Origin of the sequence: Streptomyces sp. NPDC057963 (assembly GCF_042887155.1) — a bacterium.
In the GTDB taxonomy this organism is placed as follows: domain Bacteria; phylum Actinomycetota; class Actinomycetes; order Streptomycetales; family Streptomycetaceae; genus Streptomyces.
Window position 1 is genome coordinate 415,849 of record NZ_JBHVPX010000001.1, and the last position, 20,128, is coordinate 435,976.

A 20,128-nucleotide genomic window follows, 5' to 3' on the forward strand; every position below is an offset into this window, starting at 1 on the left:
TCCGCACGGCCCTCGTCTCGGATTTCTTCCGAAAGAGCTGACTTGTAGAAAGAAAGGTCCACGGCCACCAGGTTCCTCCACTGTTGTGCGGCCGGACGATTGCCCAGGCCCTGTGCGGTGAGTTCGACGATGGGGTCGGCGATGGTTTCCGGTACGTCCCGCAGAGCGGTCGACAGCGTTTTCAGTATGGCACCGATGTCCGGATCGCCTGCGTGTGTGATCGCCGCCAGCGTGGCCAGTGCCAGGTCCTTGCGGGCCTCGGCCACGTCGGTGATCACCGGCATGTTGTGCGGGCCCGCGACAAGGGCTCTCAGGGTGAGCACGGGCGATTGCGGGTGGCCGACCGTGAACGGGCGTGCCGCCCACTCGGCGGTGGCCCGGTCCTGGCAGACGACCAGCAGCATGGGCGGCAGTTTGTACTTCGCCTGGAGATACGACAGGTAGTACATCCAGCTCGCCGGCTTCTCCGGGTCCTTCTTGCCCTGGGCCTCGATCGCCAGGAGGTAGGACCTGTCGTCCTCCATGTCGATGCGCAGCAAGGTGTCGACACGGCGTTCGAGCGGCCGGTTCTCGGTGAGGTCCGTGGGCATGACAGTGGCCGAGGCAGGTGGGCCGATCGCCACCCCCAGTACCTCGGAGACGCGGGTGAAGAGTCCCGGGTACTCCTGAAAGATGCGGTGCATCGCCTCGTGGGACGAGCTGACCATATGGATTTCCTTGGGTTGTCGAATAGTCGGGGCGGGGTATCGGCCGGGCCGCGGAACGGCGGCGGTACGGGTGGGAGCCGGGTGGCCAGCCGATGGGCCGGGAGGCCGACGGGGCGGCGCAGCCCGTCGGGCGGAAGGTCGATGGTCGGTGCGTGTTGTACGGCAGCGGGTCCGGGCCTGGCCCCGCATTCCAGCCATGCGGCGCCCCGGTACCAGGGCGTCCACATCCGGGGCGGAGATGTTGTCAGGCCGTCGATCGACATTGCCGTCCCCGCCAGGGGCCCGTCGCATGTCCGGGCCTTGTTCGTCGCGGTGAGCATATGCCGGACAACCAGCCCGATTTCCAGCTAAGTTGTCTCAGTTCCCCCATATGGGTGACGACAGGCGGGGTGGGTCCGGAAGGAGCATTGCCCAAGTTGTTCACGGCATTCGATGTCCCACGGCGCCACGCTGCGGACCACCGGATCGCGGATGTCCGCGACCCGGTGGCGGCGGTCACGGTACGAGGTCGAGCTCGGCCCAGACGGTCTTGCGGGGGACGGGACCGGGGCTGACGCCCCAACGGTCGGCAAGCGCCTCGACGATCAGCAGGCCACGTCCGGACTCGCAGTCGTCATCCGGGACGGCCGTGCCGCCCGGACCGGGCGGCAGGCGCTCGCCACGTGCGTCGCTCACCTCGATCCGCAGGAGCGCGCCGCCGTCGTGGATCGCGAGGCCGAGCCGGAAGTCCCTGCCCGGCACGCGGCCGTGCACCATGGCGTTGGCCGCCAGTTCGGCGACGATCTGCGCGGCGGCCTCCGAGGGGATCCCCCACTCGCCGAGATGCGCAGTGGTGAGCAGCCGGGCCAGCCTGGCTCCCCGGCGAGTGGGCGAGAGCAACACGCTGAACGCGCGGCCGGCAGCGGTGGGTTGAGGGAGGGCGATTTCTTGTTTCACGTCACTCAGCGTGGCCGCGCACGCCTACGCCGACCAGTGATCAGTCGGATGCGTACGGTGACTGTCCGGTGGTTGTCCGGGGCTGTCCGGGCTGTCCGGAGCAGGCGTGCGGGTATGTGGCGCCGCAAGGGTGACGGCACGTCGGAGGTGGCGCGAGATGCGGGTGGATACGAGCAGTACGGAACGGCCCGGGAACGAGGCGGACGAGCCCGGTTGGGACGTCGACCCGGACGACGAGTCGGGTGCGGCGGTCGTCGCCACGGTGGGGCGGCAATTGAAGCTGCGGCGGGAGGCGGCCGGCATGCGGGCGGTCGAGTTCGGCGTCGCGATCGGGTACGGGGAGGACCAGGTCTACAAGGTCGAGGCCGGAAAACGGATCCCGCGCCAGGAGTATCTGGACAGAGCGGACGAGGTACTGGGGGCCGGTGGGCTGATCGCCGCGATGAAGAAGGACGTGGCCGAGGTCCGATACCCGAAGAAGATTCGGGATCTGGCACGGATGGAGGCGCGGGCGGTCGAGTTGCTGTCGTACGGAAGCCACGCCATGCACGGCCTCCTGCAAACGGAGGCCCATGCCCGAGCACTGCTACGAACACGACGTCCTGCCTACTCGGCCCCCGAGTTGGAACGAATGCTGGCAGCCCGCATGGCCCGGCAGTCCATTTTCGACCGGTCGCCTGCACCGGAACTCAGCTTTGTGCTGGAAGAGGTGACACTGCGCCGCCCGTTCGGCGGCACAATGGTGCAACGCCAGCAGCTCGAACGCCTGTTGGAGGTGGGGCAGATGCAGAACGTAGAGATCCAGGTGATGCCGACCGACCGCTGGGACCATCCCGGAACAGGCGGGAGGATCCAGGTGCTCAAGTTTGACGATGGCTCGGCAGTTGGCCGCATCGACGACGAGTTCGGCGGTCGCCCTGTCTCCGGCCCGAAGCAACTCCGGGTGCTTGAGCTGCGCTATGGCATCATCCGGGCCGAGGCTCTCACTTCACGGGAGTCGTTGGACTTCATCGAGCAAGTGCTGGGAGAGACATGATCCGCAAGCCCTCTGCCGGGGAATCCGACCAGCTCAGCTGGTTCAAGAGCAGCTACAGCGATACCAGCAATGGCAACGACTGCGTCGAGGTCGCCACCACCCTCAGCACGGTCCACGTCCGCGACTCGAAGAACACCCAGGGCCCCCGCTTCGCCATAGCCCCGGACGCCTGGGCGGACTTCGTCATGTACGCCGCCGGGAGCTGATCACCGGCAGCTCCCGGATCCCGGCCTATATCAGCATGCACGCCCCCTCCCCATGCACGTCCTCGCGCACCGGGAAGGCCCACCCCGGCCCGGCTCCGCGGCGGGACTCACTGCCCTTTTCCTCCGGAACTCTCCCCGCCCCCTTCCTATCTGACGTAGCGTCAGTTTCAATGGAAGGCGTGATGGGACACGCAGGCATGGCCGCCACCGCCGTCCGGTACCTCAGGTCCGTCGGCGCCGCCACCACCGGAGGGCCGGCGCCGGTCGATCCGCTGCCGCGCCCGGATCTGCGGGCCGTCGCGGACGATGAGCGGCTGCCGGTCGATCCGGCCGAATTCCGGCGCGTACTGGGGCACTTCGCGAGCGGTGTCACCGTCGTCACCGCACACGACCCGGACGACACACAGGGGCCGGCGGGCTTCGCCTGCCAGTCGTTCGCGTCGCTCTCCCTCGACCCGCCGCTGGTCACCTTCATGGTCGCCCGTACGTCGACGACCTGGCCACGCATCGCCCGCGCCGGGGCCTTCTGCGTCAACATCCTCGGTGCGGACCAGGGCGCGCTGTGCCGGAGCTTCGCGGTGAGCGGGGCCGACAAGTTCGCGGGGGTGGGCTACACGGCGGCCCCCGCGACCGGGTCGCCGCTGCTGGACTCCGTACCGGCCTGGGTCGACTGCCGCATCCAGGCCGTCCACACCGGCGGCGACCACCTGATCGTGGTCGGCCGGGTGGAGGCGCTGGGGGCAGCGGGCGGGGACGGTCCGCTGGTGTTCCACCGGGGCGTGTTCGGGCGGTTCGGGCCTCTGGGCGAGTGAGCGGGCACGAATCAGCGGCCCGGCCGGGCGCCGCGGGCGACGGACGATACGCGGCGGGCGATACGCGGCGGGCGACGAGAGGCAGGCAGCGGCGGCAAGCAGCAAAGGGCGAGCAGCAGAGGACCGGCGGCGAGCAGCGGGCGACCATCGACGACCGGCAAGCAGCAACCAGCGAGCGGCAACCGACAAGCCGCAAGCCGCACACACCAAGCCGGGAACCGCGGTTCAGCCGACGGCCTCGTGGAGCAGGTCCCGCAGGTCGAGTGCGGCCGGAAGCGGGGCGGCGGGCAGTGCCGCGTATACGGTCCGGCGCGGGGCGAGATCGCCGAGCCGGCAGAGGGAGAGTCCGGCCGGAACCGCCCAGGCCGCCAGCGAGGGAACCAGCGCGACGCCCAGCCCCGCGGCCACATAGCCGAACTTCCCGGTCCACTCCGCGATTCTGACGATCTTCCTCGGCCGGAAGCCGGCCCTGGCGCAGACCTCGGTGAGCATCATCGGCCGGTCGGTGGGCGCGTCCTGGAGCCAGGCCTCGTCGCGCAGTTCACGCAGGTCGATCGTCCCGGATCCGGCCAAACGATGCTCGCACGGGAGAACGACGAACAGCTCGTCCTCCAGCAGCGCCTCCGTGGTCACACCGTCGGCCGACGGGAGACCCGAGGGGTAGTCGCTGACCACGGCAAGATCGAGCGCCCCCTCGGCGAGGCGCCGCATCAGCGCATCGCTGCGTCCCTCGCTCGCGACGACCTCGACCTCCGGCCTGGACCGCAGGAACGCGCGCAGAGCGGCGGGCACCAGGGAGATGTTGGCGGTGGAGAACGCCGCCACGCGCAGCGTTCCGCCGTGTCCCGCGCGGATCGCGGTCAGCTCGTGCTCCGCCCGCGCCAGACGGTCGAGCACCTCCACGGCATGGCGGTGCAGCGCGTGCCCGGCGGGGTTCAGCCGTACGCCCCTGGCGAGCCGGTCGAACAGCGGGCCGCCCGCCCGCTTCTCCAGCGAGGCGATACGCCGGGACACCGCGGACTGCGTGTAGTCGAGACGGGCCGCGGCCTGCGTGAACGATCCGGTGTCGGCCACGGTCACCAGCAGACGCAGTGCGTCGGTCTCGAACACATTCCCCCCATGCATGGCTCACATGCAATCTAGTCGCTGGTGGCATGCCTTGTCCCGCCCTAGCGTCAATCACCCGGCCCCCGTCGGCGGGACGGGACCCGGACGCAGCCGGACGCAACCGGACGACGCCGGACGACGCCGGAGGAACGCTTCCGGCTCGCGCCTTGGTCAGGCTCAACTTCCAGGAGGAATCATGGCGTTACTGTCCACCGTCGAACCCGGGCGGGGCCGATGACCACCTGGTCCGCGCCCGCGCTTCCCGAGTTGCCCGCGCTGCTGGCCGATCTGGAGGAGCTCGTGGTCTGTGAGTCCTTCTCGGCCGACCATGCCGCGCTGGCCCGCAGCGCCGAGGTCGTCGGCGCCCTGGGTACGAGGCTGCTGGGCCGGGAGCCCGAGACCGTCGTGATCGAGGGTGTGCCTCATCTGCGCTGGGTCTTCGGCGCACCGCGGGTGCTGCTGGTGGGGCACCACGACACGGTGTGGCCCATGGGGTCGCTGGAGACGCACCCCTGGTCGGTGGCCGACGGGGTCGCCCGGGGGCCCGGGGTCCTCGACATGAAGGCGGGTCTGGTGCAGATGTTCCACGCGCTGGCCTCCCTGCCGTCCCCGGACGGCGTGTGTGTGCTGGTCAACGGGGATGAGGAGGTCGGCTCCCCGACCTCCCGGGAGCTGATCGAGGACTCCGCGCGCGGTTGCGCGGCGGCCTTCGTGCTGGAGGCGTCCGCGAACGCGCAGGGCGCCCTGAAAACCGCCCGCAAGGGCACGTCGCGCTATGAGGTCGTGGTGCACGGCAGGGCCGCTCACGCCGGTCTGGAACCGGAGAAGGGGGTCAACGCCGCGATCGAGGCCGCCCACCAGGTCCTGGCCGTCGCCGGCCTCGCGGCAGCGATGGGCACCACGGGTTGCGAGCTGGGAGCGCCGACGGTCACGCCCACCCTGGTGTCGGCCGGCACCACTCCCAACACCGTGCCCGCGCGGGCGAAGGTGTCGGTGGACGTCCGGGTGCCGACCCCGGCGGCGCAGGACCGGATAGATGTCCTCATGCGGGGGCTGACCGCCCGGACGCCCGGAGCAGAGCTGACGGTGGAGGGCGGGAAGAGGCGTCCCCCCATGGAAGCGGCGTCCTCGGCCGCCCTGTTCTCCCTCGCCTCCGCGATCGCCGCGGAGCTGGGACAGGAACCCCTGCGGGGGGTCGCCGTGGGCGGCGCCTCGGACGGCAACTACACGGCGGGCACGGGCTGCCCGACGCTGGACGGCCTGGGCGGCGTCGGCAGCGGCGCCCACGCGGACACCGAGCACGTCCTGATCGACCGGATGATCCCGCGTACCCGTCTGCTCGCCCGACTGATCGAACGGACCCGGCGATGACCGCAACCGCACCGGCACGGACCTCTCTGTCGGCCGAAGCCGCCGAGCTGGCCGCACGACACCGACTCGGCGCGCTCCAGGGCTCGTTCGCCCCCAAGCGCATGAACAAGGCCCTCTTCGCCCTCTACGTCTTCGCGACCCTCCATCTCCTGGCGCTGTTCGTCGTACCCGGTCTGGCGTTCCTCTGGTGGCTGCGCCGGACTCCGGACTTCAGCAGGAAGCAGGCCGCCAAGCGTCTCCACCTGTTCGAGAACGGAATGATCGTCCACCCGCAGTCCGGCGACGGAATGACCGCCATCCGCTGGGACTCCGTGCGGCTCTACCAGAACATCACCCAGAAGATCATCAACGGGATCCCCAGCACCACCACCCACGTGTACTCCGCGGTCGGCCCGGGGCGCGTCAGCGCGACGATCACGGAGTTCTACGAACATCCCGGAACGTGGGGACCCCATATGCAGGAGGCCGTCCTGCGCGCCCAGGGCCAGGCGGCCCTGAAAGCCGTCCTGGAGGGCGAGAAGGTCAGCTTCGGCGGCTTCTCGCTCTCCGGCACCGGCATGGCCACCACCAGGAACGGTCACCTTCCCTGGACCGACGTCCGGGGGATACGGGTCGAGGCGGGCCGGGTGCACATCACGCGGAACGGAGACTCCGGCCGCTGGTGCAGTGCCGCCGTCAGCGACATCGCGAACCTCCATGTCTTCCTGGCGGTCGCCGAGCGCCTCTCCCCCTGACCGGACGGCGCCGTCAGCCGAGTCCCGCGGCGGCGGCGCCCGAAGGCTCCCGGACCCGCCGGATCACCAGCGCCATCAGTGCCGCCGTCGCGCACAGCGCACCCGACGCGTACCAGACCACGTCGTACGAGCCGAAGGCGTCGCGCGCCACACCGCCCAGGAACGCCACCAGTGCCGCGCCCACCTGGTGGGAGGCGAGGACCCAGCCGAAGACGATGGCGCTGTCCTCGCCGTACTGCTCGCGGCACAGGGCCAGCGTCGGCGGCACCGTGGCGACCCAGTCCAGGCCGTAGAAGACGATGAAGAACACCATCGGCGGATGGACCGTCGGTGCCATCAGCATCGGCAGGAAGACCAGCGAGATGCCGCGCAGCGCGTAGTAGACGGCGAGGAGCCGGCGGGCGTCGAAGCGGTCGGTGAGCCAGCCGGAGAAGACCGTGCCGATGATGTCGAAGACTCCGATGACGGCGAGCAGCGAGGCCGCGGCGGTGATGGGCATGCCGTGGTCGTGGGCCGACGGCACGAAGTGAGTGCGGATCAGGCCGTTGGTCGAGGCGCCGCAGATCGCGAACGTGCCGGCGAGCAGCCAGAACGGTCCGGTGCGGGCGGCGTCGGCCAGTACGCGCAGGGTCCGCCTCGCCGCCCCGCGGGCGGGCGCGGGCTTCCCCGTGTAGGTGCCGCCGTACGGGGCGAGGCCCACGTCGGCCGGGTGGTCGTGCAGCAGGAGCCAGGCGAACGGGACGACGGCCAGGGCGGCGAGCGCGACGGTCACCGAGGCCGGGCGCCAGCCGTGCTCGTCGACGATCCAGGCGCACAGCGGCAGGAAGACCAGCTGGCCGGAGGCGCCCGCCGCGGTGAGGACGCCGGTGACCAGGCCGCGCCGGGCCACGAACCAGCGGTTGGTGACCGTGGCGGAGAAGGCCATCGCCATGGACCCGGTGCCGAGGCCGACGAGCAGCCCCCAATAGATCATCAGCTGCCAGGAGGCCGTCATCCAGACACTGGCCAGCGCCCCCGCCGCCACCGCGCTGAGCGCGACGACGACGACCCGGCGGATGCCGAAGCGGTCCATCAGCGCGGCGGCGAACGGCGCGGTGAGCCCGTAGAGCGCCATGTCGAGGGAGACGGCGAGTCCGATCTCCCCGCGCGACCAGCCGAATTCCGTGTGGAGCGGGTCGATGAGGAGGCCGGGCAGGGAGTTGAAGGCGGCGCCGCCGATGATCGTCACGAAGGTGACGACGGCGACGATCCAGGCGCGGTGAACGCGTCGGCGGGAGCGCGCGCCGGGGGCCGCGGGGACGGGGGCCCGCCGGTCGTCGTCCCGGGCGGCGCTTTCGGTTGTCTGGGTCACGTCACTCAGCATCCGGTGACCGCGTACGCGCCCACGAGTGGCCGGAGAGTCACCCTTCGCAGGAATCGGGCCACGGACCGCGGGCGGACCGGCCGCTTCCGGCCCGGACGGACTCGTATGCGCGTACGATCACCTGTCGGTCGGCGGCCGTGCGCCGCGCCTTCGACGCGTACCGAACCGAACCGAACCGAACCGGGGGATCTCATGCAGTGGGCGGCACGTCAGCGGTTCCACCACCATTCCGCGCTGATGCAGACCTGGGGCGCCGTGCTGCTGATCGCCGCCTGCGCCCTGTGGGTCTGGCTGGGTTTCCTGCTGGCGGACCGGCAGGGCTCGTACTGCTACCGCGCCGCGCCGTGCGAGGTGGCCACCGAGGTGCCGAAGCAGCTGACCGTCCTCGGGGCCTCCGTCCCCTTGTCCGTCCTCGGTACGGCGCTGCTCGTCGGCGGCAGTGTGCGCAGGCAGACCAGCGCCCATGTCCTCGAGGTCATCGAGATGCAGAAGTCCGAGGAGCGCGAGCGGGCGAAGTAGCCAGAGCCGCCACCGCCCAGGCGCACCCCGCCCCCACCGTGTACCAGAACAGATCGGGCGCGTTGAAGGTGGAGCCGAGCACCAGCCGCGCCGCCGTGCTGTGCCGGGAGAGGTCCGCGGGCAGCCCGGTCAGTTGCAGCAGCTCGACCGCCCAGCTGACGGCGAGCGCCGCCCCGGCCGCCGCTGCCGGGCGCGTGCGGGGCGCGATCAGGACCACCACGGCGCAGACCAGCACCGTGTAGAGGGCGTCCCCGGCGTACTTGGCCGCATCGCCGCCGGCCACCGCCCTGACACCGAGCCCGGCGGCGACGGTCAGCAGCGCCGCTCCCGCGGCTGCCACGCGTGGCACCGCCACGACCGCCTCCCTCGTCCGACCCCACCCGACCTCACTTGGCCTCACCCGACCTCACCCGGCCTCACTTGGCCTCACCCGACCTCATCCGATCCGCTCCAGCCGCCGGATCGGCCGGGCCGCCAGCAGCACCGCCACCGCCACCATGTTGATCACCGCTCCGGCCAGCAGCACCTCCGGGGCGCCCACCCGGTCCGCGACCGGTCCGGCCAGCGCCCGGCCCGCCGCCAGCATCAGCAGCGAGCCCGCCACGTCGTACGCGTGCAGCCGGTTCAGCGCCTGGGGCGGCACATGGGTCTGGACCGTCGTCGACCACATCACCAGCCAGAACGCGAACGCGGCACCGGCCACGAACTGCCCGGCCCCGAGCGCGGCCACCGGCATCCCCAGGCCCAGCACGACCAGGTTCACACAGACCGCGCTCAGCGCGACGGCCCCCGCCGCGAGGGGGCGGCGCGGCCTCAGCCGCAGCGCGAGCAGCCCGCCGACGACGCTGCCCGCGCCGTTCACCGCCATCATCACCCCGTACGTCCCCGAACCGTGCGCCTCGGTGACCTCGACCGCGGTGAGCGGGAGCATCGGGCCGAGCACCGCGAAGCCGTACACCGTCCAGATCGCGATCACCCCCCACAGCCAGCTCCGGGCGCGGAACTCCCGCCAGCCGTCGGCCAGTTCGGCGACGAAGGTGCCGCGTCGCACCTCGTCCGCCGGGGCCGGGGCGAGCCGCAGCAGGAACAGGCAGAGGCCGGAGACGAGGAAGGTCGACGCGTTCGCCGCGTAGACCGCTCCGGCGCTGGCGAGCCCGACGAGCATGCCCGCGAAGGCCGGGCCCGCCATGGTCATCAGCGCCTCGGAGACCCGGAGCACCGCATTGGCGCGCTGCACGTCCGAGGCCACCCGGGGCACGGTCGACGCCACACCCGGCTGGAAGAGCGCGGCGCCCACCCCGGCGACCGCGCTGAGCGCGTACACCGCCCACAGGGGCGGGTTGCCGACGGCGAAGGAGACCGCCAGCGCCGAGGCACCGACCAGCCGCAGCGCATCCGCGATGATCATCATCCGGCGCGGGGTGAACCGGTCCGCCAGTACGCCGCCGAAGAGCACGAAGAGGGCCAGCGGACCCATCCAGGCCGCGAGCGCGAACCCCACCGACGAGTGCGGCCGGCCCGCTCCCAGCAGGCCGGCGGTGAGCGCCACCGGGATCATGCCGTCGCCGAAGAGCGCGGCGGTCCGGGCGACGAAGAAGAGCCGGAAGTTGCGGTTCCAGAGCTGCGCGGGACGGCCGTCGCCCAGGCCGTCAGGCAGCACGCTAGGCAGCACGCCCCCCAACGGGTCCGGGCTCGGCGAACGGGGCGGCGGAGGCGGTGCGCTCTCGCGCTCCGCGGCGGGAATGTGCGCGTGCTCTGCTGACTTTTCCTTCACACCGGTGACATGTATCAGTAGAAGGTCTATACCAGCTAGAGGTGAAGGGAGTCCGCCAATGCCGCACCGCATCGCCGTCCTTGCCCTCGACGGGCTGCTCCCCTTCGAACTGGGCATCCCCCAAAGGATTTTCGGCCGTTCGCTCGGTTCCGAGCCGCGCAACAAGGGCCGCAAACTCTATGAAGTCGTGACCTGTTCCGTCCGCCCGCCGGGCCCGGTCCGCACCGACGCGGACTTCACCATCACCGTCGAACGCGGCCCCGAGACGCTGGCCACCGCCGATACGGTCGTGATCCCCGCCAGTTACGAACTGGGCCCCGTCTACACGGAGGGCAGGCTCACCGACGAACTGGCCGCCGCCTTCGCGCACATCAGGCCGGGCACCCGGATGGTCTCCATCTGCACGGGCAGCTACGTGCTGGCCGCCGCCGGATATCTCGACGGGCGCCCCGCCACCACCCACTGGTCGTCGGCCGACCACTTCCAGCAGCTCTTCCCCGAGGTCCGGGTCGACCCGGACGTCCTGTTCATCGACGACGGGGACGTCCTGACCTCCGCCGGGGTCGCCGCCGGAATCGACCTCTGCCTGCACATCGTGCGCCGGGACCACGGCACCGCCGTCGCCAATGACGTCGCCCGCCGCACGGTCGTGCCCCCGCACCGGGACGGCGGGCAGGCCCAGTACATCCAGCGCCCCGTGCCCGAGGCGCAGCTCGCGACCACGACCTCCGCGCGCACCTGGGCGCTCGGCCGGCTGGAGCGCCCGATCCTGCTGCGCGACATGGCGCAGCAGGAGTCGATGAGCGTACGGACGTTCACCCGCCGGTTCCGGGAGGAGGTCGGGGTCAGCCCCGTCCAGTGGCTGACCCGGCAGCGGGTCGAACGGGCCCGTCAACTGCTGGAGTCGACGGACCTGTCGATCGACCAGGTGGCGCGGGACGCGGGCTTCGGGACGCCCACCTCGCTGCGGCAGCATCTACAGGCGGCGCTGGGGGTGTCCCCCACGGTGTACCGGCGCACCTTTCGCGCGGGGAGGGCCTGACCGGGCACTCCGGCCACTCCCCTCCGCGTCGCCCGGATCCGGGCGACGCGGAGGGCGGCCGCATGAAGTACGTCACAGCGCCGCCCGTGGACCGCGCCCTGCTCCGGGGCCCCGGTACCGGCAACGGCCCACTCCTGCCGACCGATCCGGGGGCTCCTCCACCAGAGGCCGGGGCCCCTTCGCCCCGGAGCGACTTAGGTCACCCTTCCCTGTCGCCGGTTCCGCCTGATAAGCAGGGGGAGTTCCACCGGCACTTCGGAAGTTTCGCCATGAAAAAGGAAAATCCAGACAGCCTCATACCCTTCACGATCGATCTGACGTTCGAAGAAACTCGACGCCGGGCCGAGGTCGTGGCCGCACTCGGGCCCGACTGGGACCCGGTCGCCGCCCTCCAGGGCGAGGACGAGGCGTACGCGCTCCTCTACTCGGGCCTGGACGCCGAACAGCAGCGCACCCACGACCTGCTGGTGGCGGCCGGCGTTCTGCCGGGAAGGGGGCCGGGTCGTGCGACTTCCCATTGATCCGCAGGCGGACGTGGCCCGCCGCGCCTGGATGCCCTGCCCGGTCTGCGACGACGCCCGTCATTGCGAGAACTGCGCCGACCTCCGTACCTGCCGTGAGCACTGGCGCTATCTGATATCCAACAGCGGACCGGTCGTTCACCTCCAGTGCCCGCGGTGCACCCACATGTGGTCCGTGAACACCCGGCCCGGCGTCACCCGGCGCGACAGCAGCGCCTTCGGCGACTGACCGACGGCGACACGGCCGGGCGCGGCGCCGGGGCGCGCGGCCCCGGCGGGATCCGGACAGGAGGGCCCGGCAAAGGGCCCGGCAAAGGGCCCGGACCTCGCCGGTCCGGGAAGACGCCGGCCCCGGAGAGCCGTCGCGGGACAGGCGGGACTTCCACCACACGCCTCAGAACACCAGCACCCCCCGCGCCACCCGGCCGTGGTGCGCGTCGTCCGCCGCCTTGGCGAAGTCCTCCACCGGGTAGGTCTCGGTGACGAGTTCGTCCAGCAGCAGCCTGCCCTGCCGGTACAGCTCCGCGTAGAGGGCGATATCCCGCTGCGGGCGCGAGGAGCCGTACCGGCAGCCCAGGATCGACTTGTCCAGGAACATCGACGAGACGAGGAACGATGCCTCGGCCGTCGCCGCGGGGACGCCCAGCAGGACCGCCTGGCCGTGCCGGTCCAGCAGGTCGATCGCGGTACGGATCAGTTCCGTACGGCCCACGCACTCGAAGGCGTGGTCGGCGCCGTTCGGCAGGATCTCCCGCACGGCCTGCGCCGACGTCAGGAAGTGCGTCGCGCCGAACTGCCGCGCCATCGCCTCCTTCGCCGGGTTGGCATCGACGGCGACGATCGTCAGGGCGCCCGCGATCCGGGCACCCTGGATGACGTTGAGTCCGATGCCGCCGGTACCGATCACCACGACGGAGTCGCCCCGGTCGACCTTCGCCCGGTTGAGTACGGCTCCGACCCCCGTCACCACCCCGCAGCCGATCAGGGCCGCCGAGGTGAGCGGCAGGTCCGCGGGGATCTTCACCGCCTGCACGGCCTTGACCAGGGTCCGTTCGGCGAAGGCCGAGTTGGACGCGAACTGGTACAGCGGCTCGCCCCGCCGCGAGAACGGCTGCCGCGGCATCCCGATCGCCTTGCGGCACATCGTCGGACGCCCCCGGTCGCACTGGGCGCACGCCCCGCAGCTGGCCAGCGTCGACAGCGACACGTGGTCGCCGGGCACCACATGGCCGACGCCCGCGCCGACCGCCTCCACCACGCCCGCGCCCTCGTGCCCGAGCACCACCGGCGACGGGAACGGAATCGTCCCGTCGATCACCGACAGATCGCTGTGGCACAGCCCGGCCGCGGCCACCGCCACCAGCACCTCGCCGGGGCCCGGATCGCGTATCTCCAGGTCGTCGACGACCTCGGTCCGCTGGCCGTCGAAGACGACGCCTCTCATCTCGGCTCCCTCGGTAGGCCGAGCACCCGCTCGGCGATGATGTTCCGCTGGATCTCGTCCGAGCCGCCGTAGATGGTGTCGGACCGGGTGAACAGGAACAGCCGCTGCGCCTCGTCGAGTGCGTACGGGGACCGCGCCGACCAGTCGTCCGGGCCGACGGCGCCCGCCGCGCCCCGGACCTCCACGGCCAGCTCGCCGAGGCGCTTGTGCCAGCCGCCCCAGAGCAGCTTCGCCACGCTGGGCGCGGCGGGGTCGCCCGTGGAGCCCAGGGTGCGCAGGGCGTTCCAGCGCATGGTCTGGAGCTCCGCCCACTGCCTGACGAGGCGTTCGCGCAGTACCGGGTCGGTGACGGCGCCGCCGTCGACGGCGGCGCGGACCACCCGTTCGAGTTCGGCGGCGAAGCCGATCTGCTGGACGAGCGTGGAGACGCCGCGCTCCAGGGCCAGCAGCCCCATGGCGACCGCCCAGCCGTTGCCCTCGCCGCCGACGCACTCCTCGGCGCGCGCCCCGTCGAAGAAGACCTCGTTGAACTCGCTGGTCCCGGACATCTGCCGGATCGGCCGCACCTCGATCCTGCCCGGCTGGTCCATCGGCACGAGCAGGAACGACAGGCCGTGGTGGCGGCTGGAACCGGGCTCCGTACGGGCCAGCACGAAGCACCAGTCGGCGTCCTTCGCCAGCGACGTCCAGATCTTCTGCCCGCTCACGCGGTGGCCGCCGCGGTCCGCGTCGGGTACGGCGGCCGTCCGCACCGCGGCGAGGTCCGATCCGGCGCCCGGCTCGCTGTATCCCTGGCACCACAGTTCTTCGCCGCGTGCGACGGCGGGCAGGAAGCGGCGCCGCTGCGCGTCGGTGCCGTGGGCGATCAGGGTCGGGGCGAGGAGGTTCTCGCCGATGTGTCCGACCCGGGCGGGGGCGTCGGCGCGGGCGCACTCCTCGGCCCAGACGACCTGCTGGGTGAGGCTCGCGCGGCGGTTGCCGCAGTCGGCGCCGTGGTCGCCCCAGCCGAGGCCGATCCAGCCGCCGCGGCCGAGTTCGCGCTCCCATGCGCGGCGGATCCCGATGCCCTCGTGCTCGCTGCCCGGACCGCCGGTACCGGCGGCCTCGGCGTACGCGCCGACGAGGTGCGCCGCCAGCCAGGCGCGGGCCTCCGCACGGAAGGCAGCGTCGTCCGGGCCGAAGGTGAAGTCCACGTTGCCTCCTGTTTGCCGCTCGGGACCACGCCCGTCCGGCGATCGAGGACCGGGGTCTTCGGGGCGAAGGACCGGGGTCTTGGGGGCCGAGCCCCGGCGGGGCCGGAGGTCACGCGTTGGGCCTCGCCTTCGCCGCCGCCGCGGCCGCCATCTCCTCCAGCCGCGCCAGCATCGGCATCGGGTCCGTGCCCACCGTCCCCGGCAGGAAGTCCGCGATCCGCTCCGGGGTCCAGGCCCCCTCCGCGTACCCGGCCCGCAGCTCCCTCGGCTGGGCCCAGACCGCGATCTTCGGGCCGGCGATCGTGTACACCTGGCCGGTGATCCCCTCCTTGCGGGCCCGCTCGCTCAGCAGGTAGACGACGAGCGCCGCCACGTCCTCCGGCTCGCCGATCTCCTTGAGTTCCATGGGCACATTGGCGGACATCCGGGTGCGGGCGACGGGGGCGACGGCGTTCGCCGTGACGCCGTACTTGTGCAGGCCGAGCGCCGCGCTCCGGACCAGCGAGATGATCCCGCCCTTCGCGGCGCTGTAGTTCGCCTGGGCGACGCTGCCCTGGTGGTTGCCGCTGGTGAAGCCGATCAGCGTGCCGCCGTCCTCCTGCTTCCGCATCACCGCCGACGCGGCCCGGAAGACCGTGAAGGTGCCCTTGAGGTGGGTGGCGACCACCGGGTCCCACTCCTCCTCGGACATGTTGAACAGCATCCGTTCCCGCAGGATCCCGGCCACGCACACGACCCCGTCGATCCGCCCGTACCGCGCGAGCGCCGTGTCCACGATCCGCTGCCCGCCCGCCATCGTGGAGATGTCGTCGGCGACGGCCACCGCCGTACCGCCCGCCGCCTCGATCTCCTTGACGACGGACTCGGCCACCTCGCTGCTCGGCTCGCCGCCCCCGATGGACACGCCGTAGTCGTTGACGACGACTCTCGCCCCCTCGGCCGCCGCCGCGAGCGCGACCGCCCTCCCGATGCCGCGTCCGGCACCCGTCACGGCCACCACTCTGCCTGCCAAGAAGTTCCCCATGTCCGGCCCCTTCCCGCGGTTTCTGACGGACCGTTAGATTTTATGGGCCATCACGTCCGTGAGCACAAGCCCCGGGAGGCCCCATGTCACTGCCGGCCGAGTTCCACGACATCGCCGAGCGGGTGAACAACTGGGGCCGCTGGGGCGCCGACGACGAGATCGGCACGCTCAACCTGATCACCGACGCGGTCGTACGGGAGGCGGCCGCCACCGTCCGCACCGGGCTGCGCGTGCCGCTCGCGCTGCCCCTCCAGCAGGACGGCGTGCAGAGCGGGCTCGTCCCGGGGCGGATCAATCCACTGCACACGATGATCCAGATCAACCAGGAACTCTTCGGCCCCGGCACCGTCGCCACCAGCGACGACACGGCGGTCCTGAGCCTGCAGACGGCCACCCACTGGGACGCCCTCACGCACGCCTCCCACTCGGGGAAGATCTACAACGGCCGTCCGGCCGACACGATCACCGCCCACGACGGAGCGCGGTTCAGCGGGATCGACAAAGTGGCGCACATCGTCTCGCGCGGGGTACTGCTCGATGTGGCCCGCGCACACGGTGTGGACAGGCTGCCCGGCGGCCACGCCGTCACCCCCGAGGACCTGGACGCGGCCGAGGAGCTGGCGGGGGTCCGGGTCCGGGCCGGCGACCTCGTGCTCGTACGGACGGGGCAGGTGCAGCTCCTCCTGGCGGGCGACAAGCACGCGTACGGCTATCCGTCACCCGGCCTCTCGATCCGGACGCCCGAGTGGTTCCGGGCGCGCGATGTGGCGGCGGTCGCCAACGACACCCTGACCTTCGAGCTCTTCCCGCCCGAGATCGAGGACCTCTGGCTGGGGGTGCACGCCCTGGACCTGGTCGAGATGGGCATGCTGCAGGGCCAGAACTGGAACCTGGAGACGCTGTCCGCGGCCTGTGCGGAAGAGCGCCGCTACAGCTTCCTGCTCTCCGCGATGCCCGAGCCGTTCGTCGGCGCCACCGGCACCCCGGTCGCCCCGGTCGCGGTCCTCTGAAGACGCTCGGCCCGGTGCCGGACCGCGGTCCGGGCCAACTGCTTTAACCTTTATGCACGTTTGCTAGGCGCGATGCCTCACGGCGCGCGAAGCCCGGTACGCCTCGCAGCCCGCGTCGCCCGCACCCTGTGCGTCGAGGGCACCCTGGGCCCCCTGGGCGCCGTGCACGCCCTGCGCGGCCGGGTGCGGCACGACCTGGATCAGCGGGGCGTCCCGGTCGACCTCGCACCAGATGCGCTTCCCCGCGCCCTCCGGCTGCCAGCCCCAGCGGTCGGCGAGCCCGTCGACGAGCTCCAGACCCCGGCCGCCGGTGTCCTCGCCGGCTGCGTGGCGCTGCTGCGGCGGGCGGCAGCTGGCGTCGGCCACCTCGACCCGTACGGTCCCGGCGGCCCCGGTCGAGCCGAACAGCATGCGCAGTACGGCCGGACACCCGGTGTGGACCACCGCATTGGTGACCAGCTCCGAGATCAGCAGGATGAGCGTCTCGGCCAGCGGCTCGTCGTCCCCTATCCCGGACCCGATCAGTCTCGACCGCGCCCACCTGCGGGCCCGCCCGACCTCCGCGGGATCCGGCCCGACCTCCAGCTGAACCTGAAGCACCTGCACCGCTCACACCATCCGAACCGGCGGACACATCGCCTCGCGCCTCCTCAGGGTCACGGAACGTGATTCCCTTACGCGACAGCATGGTTGACGTACAGTCACCGCAACAAGCGCTTCGGGCATATTCCAGCGCGAAGGAGTACGCGTGGTGCATACTGTGCGACGCACGCTGCGGGGAGTCGAACAGAGGCGCACCGAGACCGTGGGAGTCGCCCCCCGGGCAGGCCCGGTGCTCCTGCGTGGAACGCGAGCAGGGCACCTCTTCCGGACCGGAGTCGCCGCACGGGCAACACCCGGATCACCCGGTTCCAGAACCTCTCGCATCCCACGGAGCGTACCCGAGCCCGGCACCGACTCCATCCCGTGACGAATCACGCAAAGGACACAACCCGGCATCGGAGTCGGACGACTGCACTGCGTAACTCCGCTGTGTGAGGCTCTCTCGCCCGCCCGTCACGTGCGCGCACCCCTCGTCCACCTGCGGCCGCGCGGACGAAGCCTGCACGGAACCCGTCCGGAATCAGCACAGGTCGGCCGCAAGGGTCTCCTCCGCCGTCGCCGCCGCCAGCCACTGCCCGGAGCGCAGCCAGGCCCGCTTGAGGTGCAGATGGACGTCTGCCTCCCAGGTGAAGCCCATCCCGCCGTGCACCTGGAGGCAGTCGCGCGCATTGCGGACGGCCGCGTCGTCGGCGAGCAGTTTGGCGCCCGCGATCTCGGCCCGGTCCGCGGTGACGGCCGCCGCGTAGACGGCGCTGCGCGCCAGTTCGGTGCGGACCAGCATCCCGGCGCACAGGTGTTTGACCGCCTGGAAGGATCCGATCGGCGAGCCGAACTGTTCACGCGCACCGGCGTGTTGGACGGCCATTTCCGTCGTGCGGGCGGCACTGCCGAGCTGTTCGGCGGCGGCGAGCAGGGCGCCCTCCTCACGCGGCCGGGCCCCGTCGGGCAGCCGCTCGGCGGGCCGGGCGGGGCCCGTGACCCGCCACAGGGGGGTGAACGGGTCGAGCGACCGTACGGGCTCGGCGGCCTCCCGGATCCGTACGACGTCCCGCAGCATCCCGCCGGCCGGGCCCCGCCCCTCCCCCGCCCCGAACCCCGCGGCCGCCCCGAGCCCCGCGTCTCCTGCTTCCCTCGCGTCCCCCGTGTCCCCCACTTCCCCCGCGTCCCACGGTCCGAGCACGAGCAGTCCGTCCGCTTCGCCCAGGTGGCCCACCGGCTGTCCCGCGTCCAGCACGGCGATCACCGCCCGGCCCTCCGCCGCCCCCTTCACCGCACCGGCGGCGAGGTGGGTGGCGATCAGCGGTCCCGGCAGCAGCGACCGCCCCACCTCCTCGAAGAGGAGCACCGACTCGGGCAGACCGAGCCCGACACCGCCCCGCGCCTCCGGCAGCCGCAGCGCGAAGAGCCCAGCCTCGCCGAGCTCCCGCCACAGGGCCCGGTCGATGCCCGTACCGCTGTCGAGGTCCGCCCGCATCCGGTCCCTGCCGAAGCGTCCGGCGAGGAGTTCGCACATCCCGGCCTTCAGGGCCCGCTGGTCGTCCGAGAGCTGGAAGTCCATGGGTGCGTCAGCGCCCCTTCGGCAGGCCGAGGATCCGCTCGGCGACGATGTTCCGCTGGATCTGCGAGGTGCCGGCGGCGATGGTGTACGAGAGCGAGGAGAGCCGGTCCAGGACCCACTCCCGGTCCAGATCGCCGCTGTCCGCGCCGAGCACCTCGGCGGCCGCCTCGTACAGCTCCTGGCGGGCCTGCGAGTAGCGCAGCTTGAAGACCGAGCCGCCGGTGCCCGGGACGCCCCCGGTGTGCTGCGCCTCGCTGACGTTCCACTGGGTGAGCCGCCACAGCGCCCGGAATTCGGCGTTGAGCCGGCCCAGCCGGCGGCGCAGGACCGGGTCGTCCCAGCGGCCGTTCGCCCGCGCTTCGGCGGCCAGGGCGGACAGTGTGCGGCGGCAGGCGACGACCTCGCCGACGAAGGCCGTACCGCGCTCGAAGGAGAGGGTGACCATGGTGACCCGCCAGCCGTCGTTCTCCGCGCCGACGCGGTGGGAGACCGGCACCCGCACCTCGTCGAGGAACATCTCGGCGAACTCGGTGGACCCGGCGAGGGTGCGCAGCGGGCGGACGGTGACGCCGGGGGCGTCCATCTCCATCGCGAGCCAGCTGATGCCGCGGTGCCTGGGCGCCGCCGGGTCCGTGCGCACCAGAAGTTCGCACCAGTCGGCGACCTCCGCGTGCGAGGTCCAGATCTTCTGCCCGCTCACCACGTAGTGGTCGCCGTCGCGCACCGCCCGGGTCCGCAGCGAGGCCAGGTCCGAACCGGCGTCGGGCTCGCTGAACCCCTGGCACCAGATCTCGTCGCCGCGCAGCACCGGCGGCAGCCAGCGGGCCCGCTGTCCGGCCGTGCCCTCGGCGGCGATGGTCGGCCCGGCGTGCAGCAGGCCGACGAAGTTCGCGCCGACGTACGGGGCTCCGGCCCGCTCCGTCTCCTCCAGGAAGATCAGATGCTGGGTCGGGGTGGCGCCCCGCCCGCCCGCGTCGGCGGTCCAGTGCAGGCCCGCGTACCCCGCGTCGTACAGCATCCGCTGCCAGGCGGTGTCGTACGCGCGCCGCCCCGGCCAGTCGTCGGGGCCGGGCTTCGCGGGCAGTCCGGGGAGCACGGCGGCCAGCCACTCGCGCAGCCGCGCCCGGAACGCTTCCTCTTCCTCCGTGTACGCGAGGTCCACCGGACT

22 protein-coding genes are annotated in these 20,128 nt (G+C 72.0%); 10 read left to right on the top strand and 12 right to left on the bottom strand.

The genetic code is table 11. The annotated features are described in order from the left end of the window. Together ACFVT1_RS01945 and ACFVT1_RS01950 are read right to left on the bottom strand one after the other, a co-directional pair. On the bottom strand, positions 1–707 hold a 707-nt coding region (locus tag ACFVT1_RS01945), incomplete at its 3' end, for a hypothetical protein (RefSeq protein WP_389791593.1). Positions 708–1,202: 495 nt separating this feature from the next. Then, positions 1,203–1,643, bottom strand: coding sequence for an ATP-binding protein (locus ACFVT1_RS01950; RefSeq protein ID WP_389791594.1), 441 nt, complete (start codon positions 1,641–1,643; stop codon positions 1,203–1,205). Between the two features lie 157 nt (positions 1,644–1,800). On the opposite strand from ACFVT1_RS01950, the gene ACFVT1_RS01955 reads away from it, so the two are divergent. From ACFVT1_RS01955 to ACFVT1_RS01965, 3 genes are all read left to right on the top strand, one after another. Further along, positions 1,801–2,679, top strand: a complete 879-nt coding sequence (locus ACFVT1_RS01955; protein WP_389791596.1) for a helix-turn-helix domain-containing protein — start codon at positions 1,801–1,803, stop codon at positions 2,677–2,679. Further along, positions 2,676–2,885, top strand: a complete 210-nt coding sequence (locus ACFVT1_RS01960; RefSeq protein ID WP_389791598.1) for a DUF397 domain-containing protein — start codon at positions 2,676–2,678, stop codon at positions 2,883–2,885. Before ACFVT1_RS01955 ends, ACFVT1_RS01960 begins: the two co-directional genes overlap by 4 nt. A 197-nt stretch (positions 2,886–3,082) precedes the next feature. Continuing rightward, a complete protein-coding gene (locus ACFVT1_RS01965) occupies positions 3,083–3,697 on the top strand; it encodes a flavin reductase family protein (RefSeq protein ID WP_389792229.1) in 615 nt (204 codons plus the stop codon). 225 nt (positions 3,698–3,922) lie between these two features. Here the strand turns inward: ACFVT1_RS01965 and ACFVT1_RS01970 are convergent, their stop codons facing one another. Next, a complete protein-coding gene (locus tag ACFVT1_RS01970; protein WP_389791601.1) occupies positions 3,923–4,807 on the bottom strand; it encodes a LysR family transcriptional regulator in 885 nt (294 codons plus the stop codon). Positions 4,808–5,038: 231 nt separating this feature from the next. On the opposite strand from ACFVT1_RS01970, the gene ACFVT1_RS01975 reads away from it, so the two are divergent. Continuing rightward, positions 5,039–6,175: a M20 family metallopeptidase gene (locus ACFVT1_RS01975; protein WP_389791603.1), complete on the top strand. Its 1,137-nt coding sequence runs from the start codon at positions 5,039–5,041 to the stop codon at positions 6,173–6,175. Then, positions 6,172–6,909 (top strand): DUF6585 family protein, encoded by a 738-nt coding sequence (locus ACFVT1_RS01980; protein WP_389791605.1) that lies wholly within the window; start codon positions 6,172–6,174, stop codon positions 6,907–6,909. Before ACFVT1_RS01975 ends, ACFVT1_RS01980 begins: the two co-directional genes overlap by 4 nt. A gap of 13 nt (positions 6,910–6,922) precedes the next feature. On the opposite strand, the gene ACFVT1_RS01985 is transcribed toward ACFVT1_RS01980, so the two are convergent. Beyond that, complete coding sequence (locus ACFVT1_RS01985) at positions 6,923–8,272, bottom strand: MFS transporter (RefSeq protein WP_389791607.1); 1,350 nt, start codon at positions 8,270–8,272, stop codon at positions 6,923–6,925. A 192-nt stretch (positions 8,273–8,464) separates the two neighbouring features. On the opposite strand from ACFVT1_RS01985, the gene ACFVT1_RS01990 reads away from it, so the two are divergent. Further along, positions 8,465–8,791: a hypothetical protein gene (locus ACFVT1_RS01990; RefSeq protein ID WP_389791609.1), complete on the top strand. Its 327-nt coding sequence runs from the start codon at positions 8,465–8,467 to the stop codon at positions 8,789–8,791. Here the strand turns inward: ACFVT1_RS01990 and ACFVT1_RS01995 are convergent. Next, entirely contained in the window at positions 8,748–9,146 is a 399-nt protein-coding gene (locus ACFVT1_RS01995) for a DUF2809 domain-containing protein (protein WP_389791611.1), read from the bottom strand. The genes ACFVT1_RS01990 and ACFVT1_RS01995 overlap by 44 nt on opposite strands. Positions 9,147–9,227: 81 nt before the next feature. Then, positions 9,228–10,565 (bottom strand): MFS transporter, encoded by a 1,338-nt coding sequence (locus ACFVT1_RS02000; RefSeq protein WP_389791613.1) that lies wholly within the window; start codon positions 10,563–10,565, stop codon positions 9,228–9,230. Between the two features lie 58 nt (positions 10,566–10,623). Between ACFVT1_RS02000 and ACFVT1_RS02005 the strand changes: the two genes are divergently transcribed. The 3 genes from ACFVT1_RS02005 to ACFVT1_RS02015 all read left to right on the top strand — a co-directional run bounded on the left by ACFVT1_RS02005 (position 10,624) and on the right by ACFVT1_RS02015 (position 12,357). Beyond that, positions 10,624–11,607 carry a GlxA family transcriptional regulator gene (locus ACFVT1_RS02005; RefSeq protein ID WP_389791615.1) on the top strand — a complete coding sequence of 328 codons (984 nt, stop codon included), beginning with the start codon at positions 10,624–10,626 and terminating at the stop codon, positions 11,605–11,607. 269 nt (positions 11,608–11,876) lie between these two features. Continuing rightward, entirely contained in the window at positions 11,877–12,128 is a 252-nt protein-coding gene (locus ACFVT1_RS02010; RefSeq protein ID WP_389791617.1) for a DUF6400 family protein, read from the top strand. Next, complete coding sequence (locus ACFVT1_RS02015; protein ID WP_389791619.1) at positions 12,112–12,357, top strand: hypothetical protein; 246 nt, start codon at positions 12,112–12,114, stop codon at positions 12,355–12,357. Before ACFVT1_RS02010 ends, ACFVT1_RS02015 begins: the two co-directional genes overlap by 17 nt. Positions 12,358–12,522: 165 nt before the next feature. Here the strand turns inward: ACFVT1_RS02015 and ACFVT1_RS02020 are convergent, their stop codons facing one another. The 3 genes from ACFVT1_RS02020 to ACFVT1_RS02030 all read right to left on the bottom strand — a co-directional run bounded on the left by ACFVT1_RS02020 (position 12,523) and on the right by ACFVT1_RS02030 (position 15,789). Beyond that, on the bottom strand, positions 12,523–13,572 hold the full coding sequence (locus ACFVT1_RS02020) for a Zn-dependent alcohol dehydrogenase (RefSeq protein WP_389791621.1): 1,050 nt from the start codon (positions 13,570–13,572) through the stop codon (positions 12,523–12,525). Next, positions 13,569–14,765: an acyl-CoA dehydrogenase family protein gene (locus tag ACFVT1_RS02025; RefSeq protein ID WP_389791623.1), complete on the bottom strand. Its 1,197-nt coding sequence runs from the start codon at positions 14,763–14,765 to the stop codon at positions 13,569–13,571. The genes ACFVT1_RS02020 and ACFVT1_RS02025 overlap by 4 nt, the downstream gene beginning before the upstream one ends. Positions 14,766–14,874: 109 nt before the next feature. Beyond that, entirely contained in the window at positions 14,875–15,789 is a 915-nt protein-coding gene (locus ACFVT1_RS02030) for an SDR family oxidoreductase (RefSeq protein WP_389791625.1), read from the bottom strand. 83 nt (positions 15,790–15,872) lie between these two features. Between ACFVT1_RS02030 and ACFVT1_RS02035 the strand changes: the two genes are divergently transcribed. Further along, positions 15,873–16,799: a cyclase family protein gene (locus ACFVT1_RS02035; RefSeq protein ID WP_389791627.1), complete on the top strand. Its 927-nt coding sequence runs from the start codon at positions 15,873–15,875 to the stop codon at positions 16,797–16,799. A 63-nt stretch (positions 16,800–16,862) separates the two neighbouring features. On the opposite strand, the gene ACFVT1_RS02040 is transcribed toward ACFVT1_RS02035, so the two are convergent. From ACFVT1_RS02040 to ACFVT1_RS02050, 3 genes are all read right to left on the bottom strand, one after another. Further along, positions 16,863–17,405: an ATP-binding protein gene (locus tag ACFVT1_RS02040; protein ID WP_389791629.1), complete on the bottom strand. Its 543-nt coding sequence runs from the start codon at positions 17,403–17,405 to the stop codon at positions 16,863–16,865. Between the two features lie 517 nt (positions 17,406–17,922). Continuing rightward, the gene (locus ACFVT1_RS02045) at positions 17,923–18,960 is read right to left on the bottom strand and encodes an acyl-CoA dehydrogenase family protein (RefSeq protein ID WP_389791631.1); all 1,038 of its coding nucleotides are present in this window, start codon (positions 18,958–18,960) and stop codon (positions 17,923–17,925) included. A 7-nt stretch (positions 18,961–18,967) separates the two neighbouring features. Then, a complete protein-coding gene (locus ACFVT1_RS02050) occupies positions 18,968–20,122 on the bottom strand; it encodes an acyl-CoA dehydrogenase (RefSeq protein ID WP_389791633.1) in 1,155 nt (384 codons plus the stop codon). Between the last annotated feature and the right edge of the window lie 6 nt (positions 20,123–20,128).

Bases quoted from the DNA above. Each gene is read 5' to 3' on its own strand.
- ACFVT1_RS01975 (WP_389791603.1), top strand. From the start codon at position 5,039: ATGACCACCTGGTCCGCGCCCGCGCTTCCCGAGTTGCCCGCGCTGCTG.
- ACFVT1_RS01960 (WP_389791598.1), top strand. From the start codon at position 2,676: ATGATCCGCAAGCCCTCTGCCGGGGAATCCGACCAGCTCAGCTGGTTC.
- ACFVT1_RS02010 (WP_389791617.1), top strand. From the start codon at position 11,877: ATGAAAAAGGAAAATCCAGACAGCCTCATACCCTTCACGATCGATCTG.
- ACFVT1_RS01985 (WP_389791607.1), bottom strand. From the start codon at position 8,272: ATGCTGAGTGACGTGACCCAGACAACCGAAAGCGCCGCCCGGGACGAC.
- ACFVT1_RS01980 (WP_389791605.1), top strand. From the start codon at position 6,172: ATGACCGCAACCGCACCGGCACGGACCTCTCTGTCGGCCGAAGCCGCC.
- ACFVT1_RS02035 (WP_389791627.1), top strand. From the start codon at position 15,873: ATGTCACTGCCGGCCGAGTTCCACGACATCGCCGAGCGGGTGAACAAC.
- ACFVT1_RS02045 (WP_389791631.1), bottom strand. From the start codon at position 18,960: ATGGACTTCCAGCTCTCGGACGACCAGCGGGCCCTGAAGGCCGGGATG.
- ACFVT1_RS02020 (WP_389791621.1), bottom strand. From the start codon at position 13,572: ATGAGAGGCGTCGTCTTCGACGGCCAGCGGACCGAGGTCGTCGACGAC.
- ACFVT1_RS01955 (WP_389791596.1), top strand. From the start codon at position 1,801: ATGCGGGTGGATACGAGCAGTACGGAACGGCCCGGGAACGAGGCGGAC.
- ACFVT1_RS02030 (WP_389791625.1), bottom strand. From the start codon at position 15,789: ATGGGGAACTTCTTGGCAGGCAGAGTGGTGGCCGTGACGGGTGCCGGA.
- ACFVT1_RS01990 (WP_389791609.1), top strand. From the start codon at position 8,465: ATGCAGTGGGCGGCACGTCAGCGGTTCCACCACCATTCCGCGCTGATG.
- ACFVT1_RS02005 (WP_389791615.1), top strand. From the start codon at position 10,624: ATGCCGCACCGCATCGCCGTCCTTGCCCTCGACGGGCTGCTCCCCTTC.
- ACFVT1_RS01965 (WP_389792229.1), top strand. From the start codon at position 3,083: ATGGCCGCCACCGCCGTCCGGTACCTCAGGTCCGTCGGCGCCGCCACC.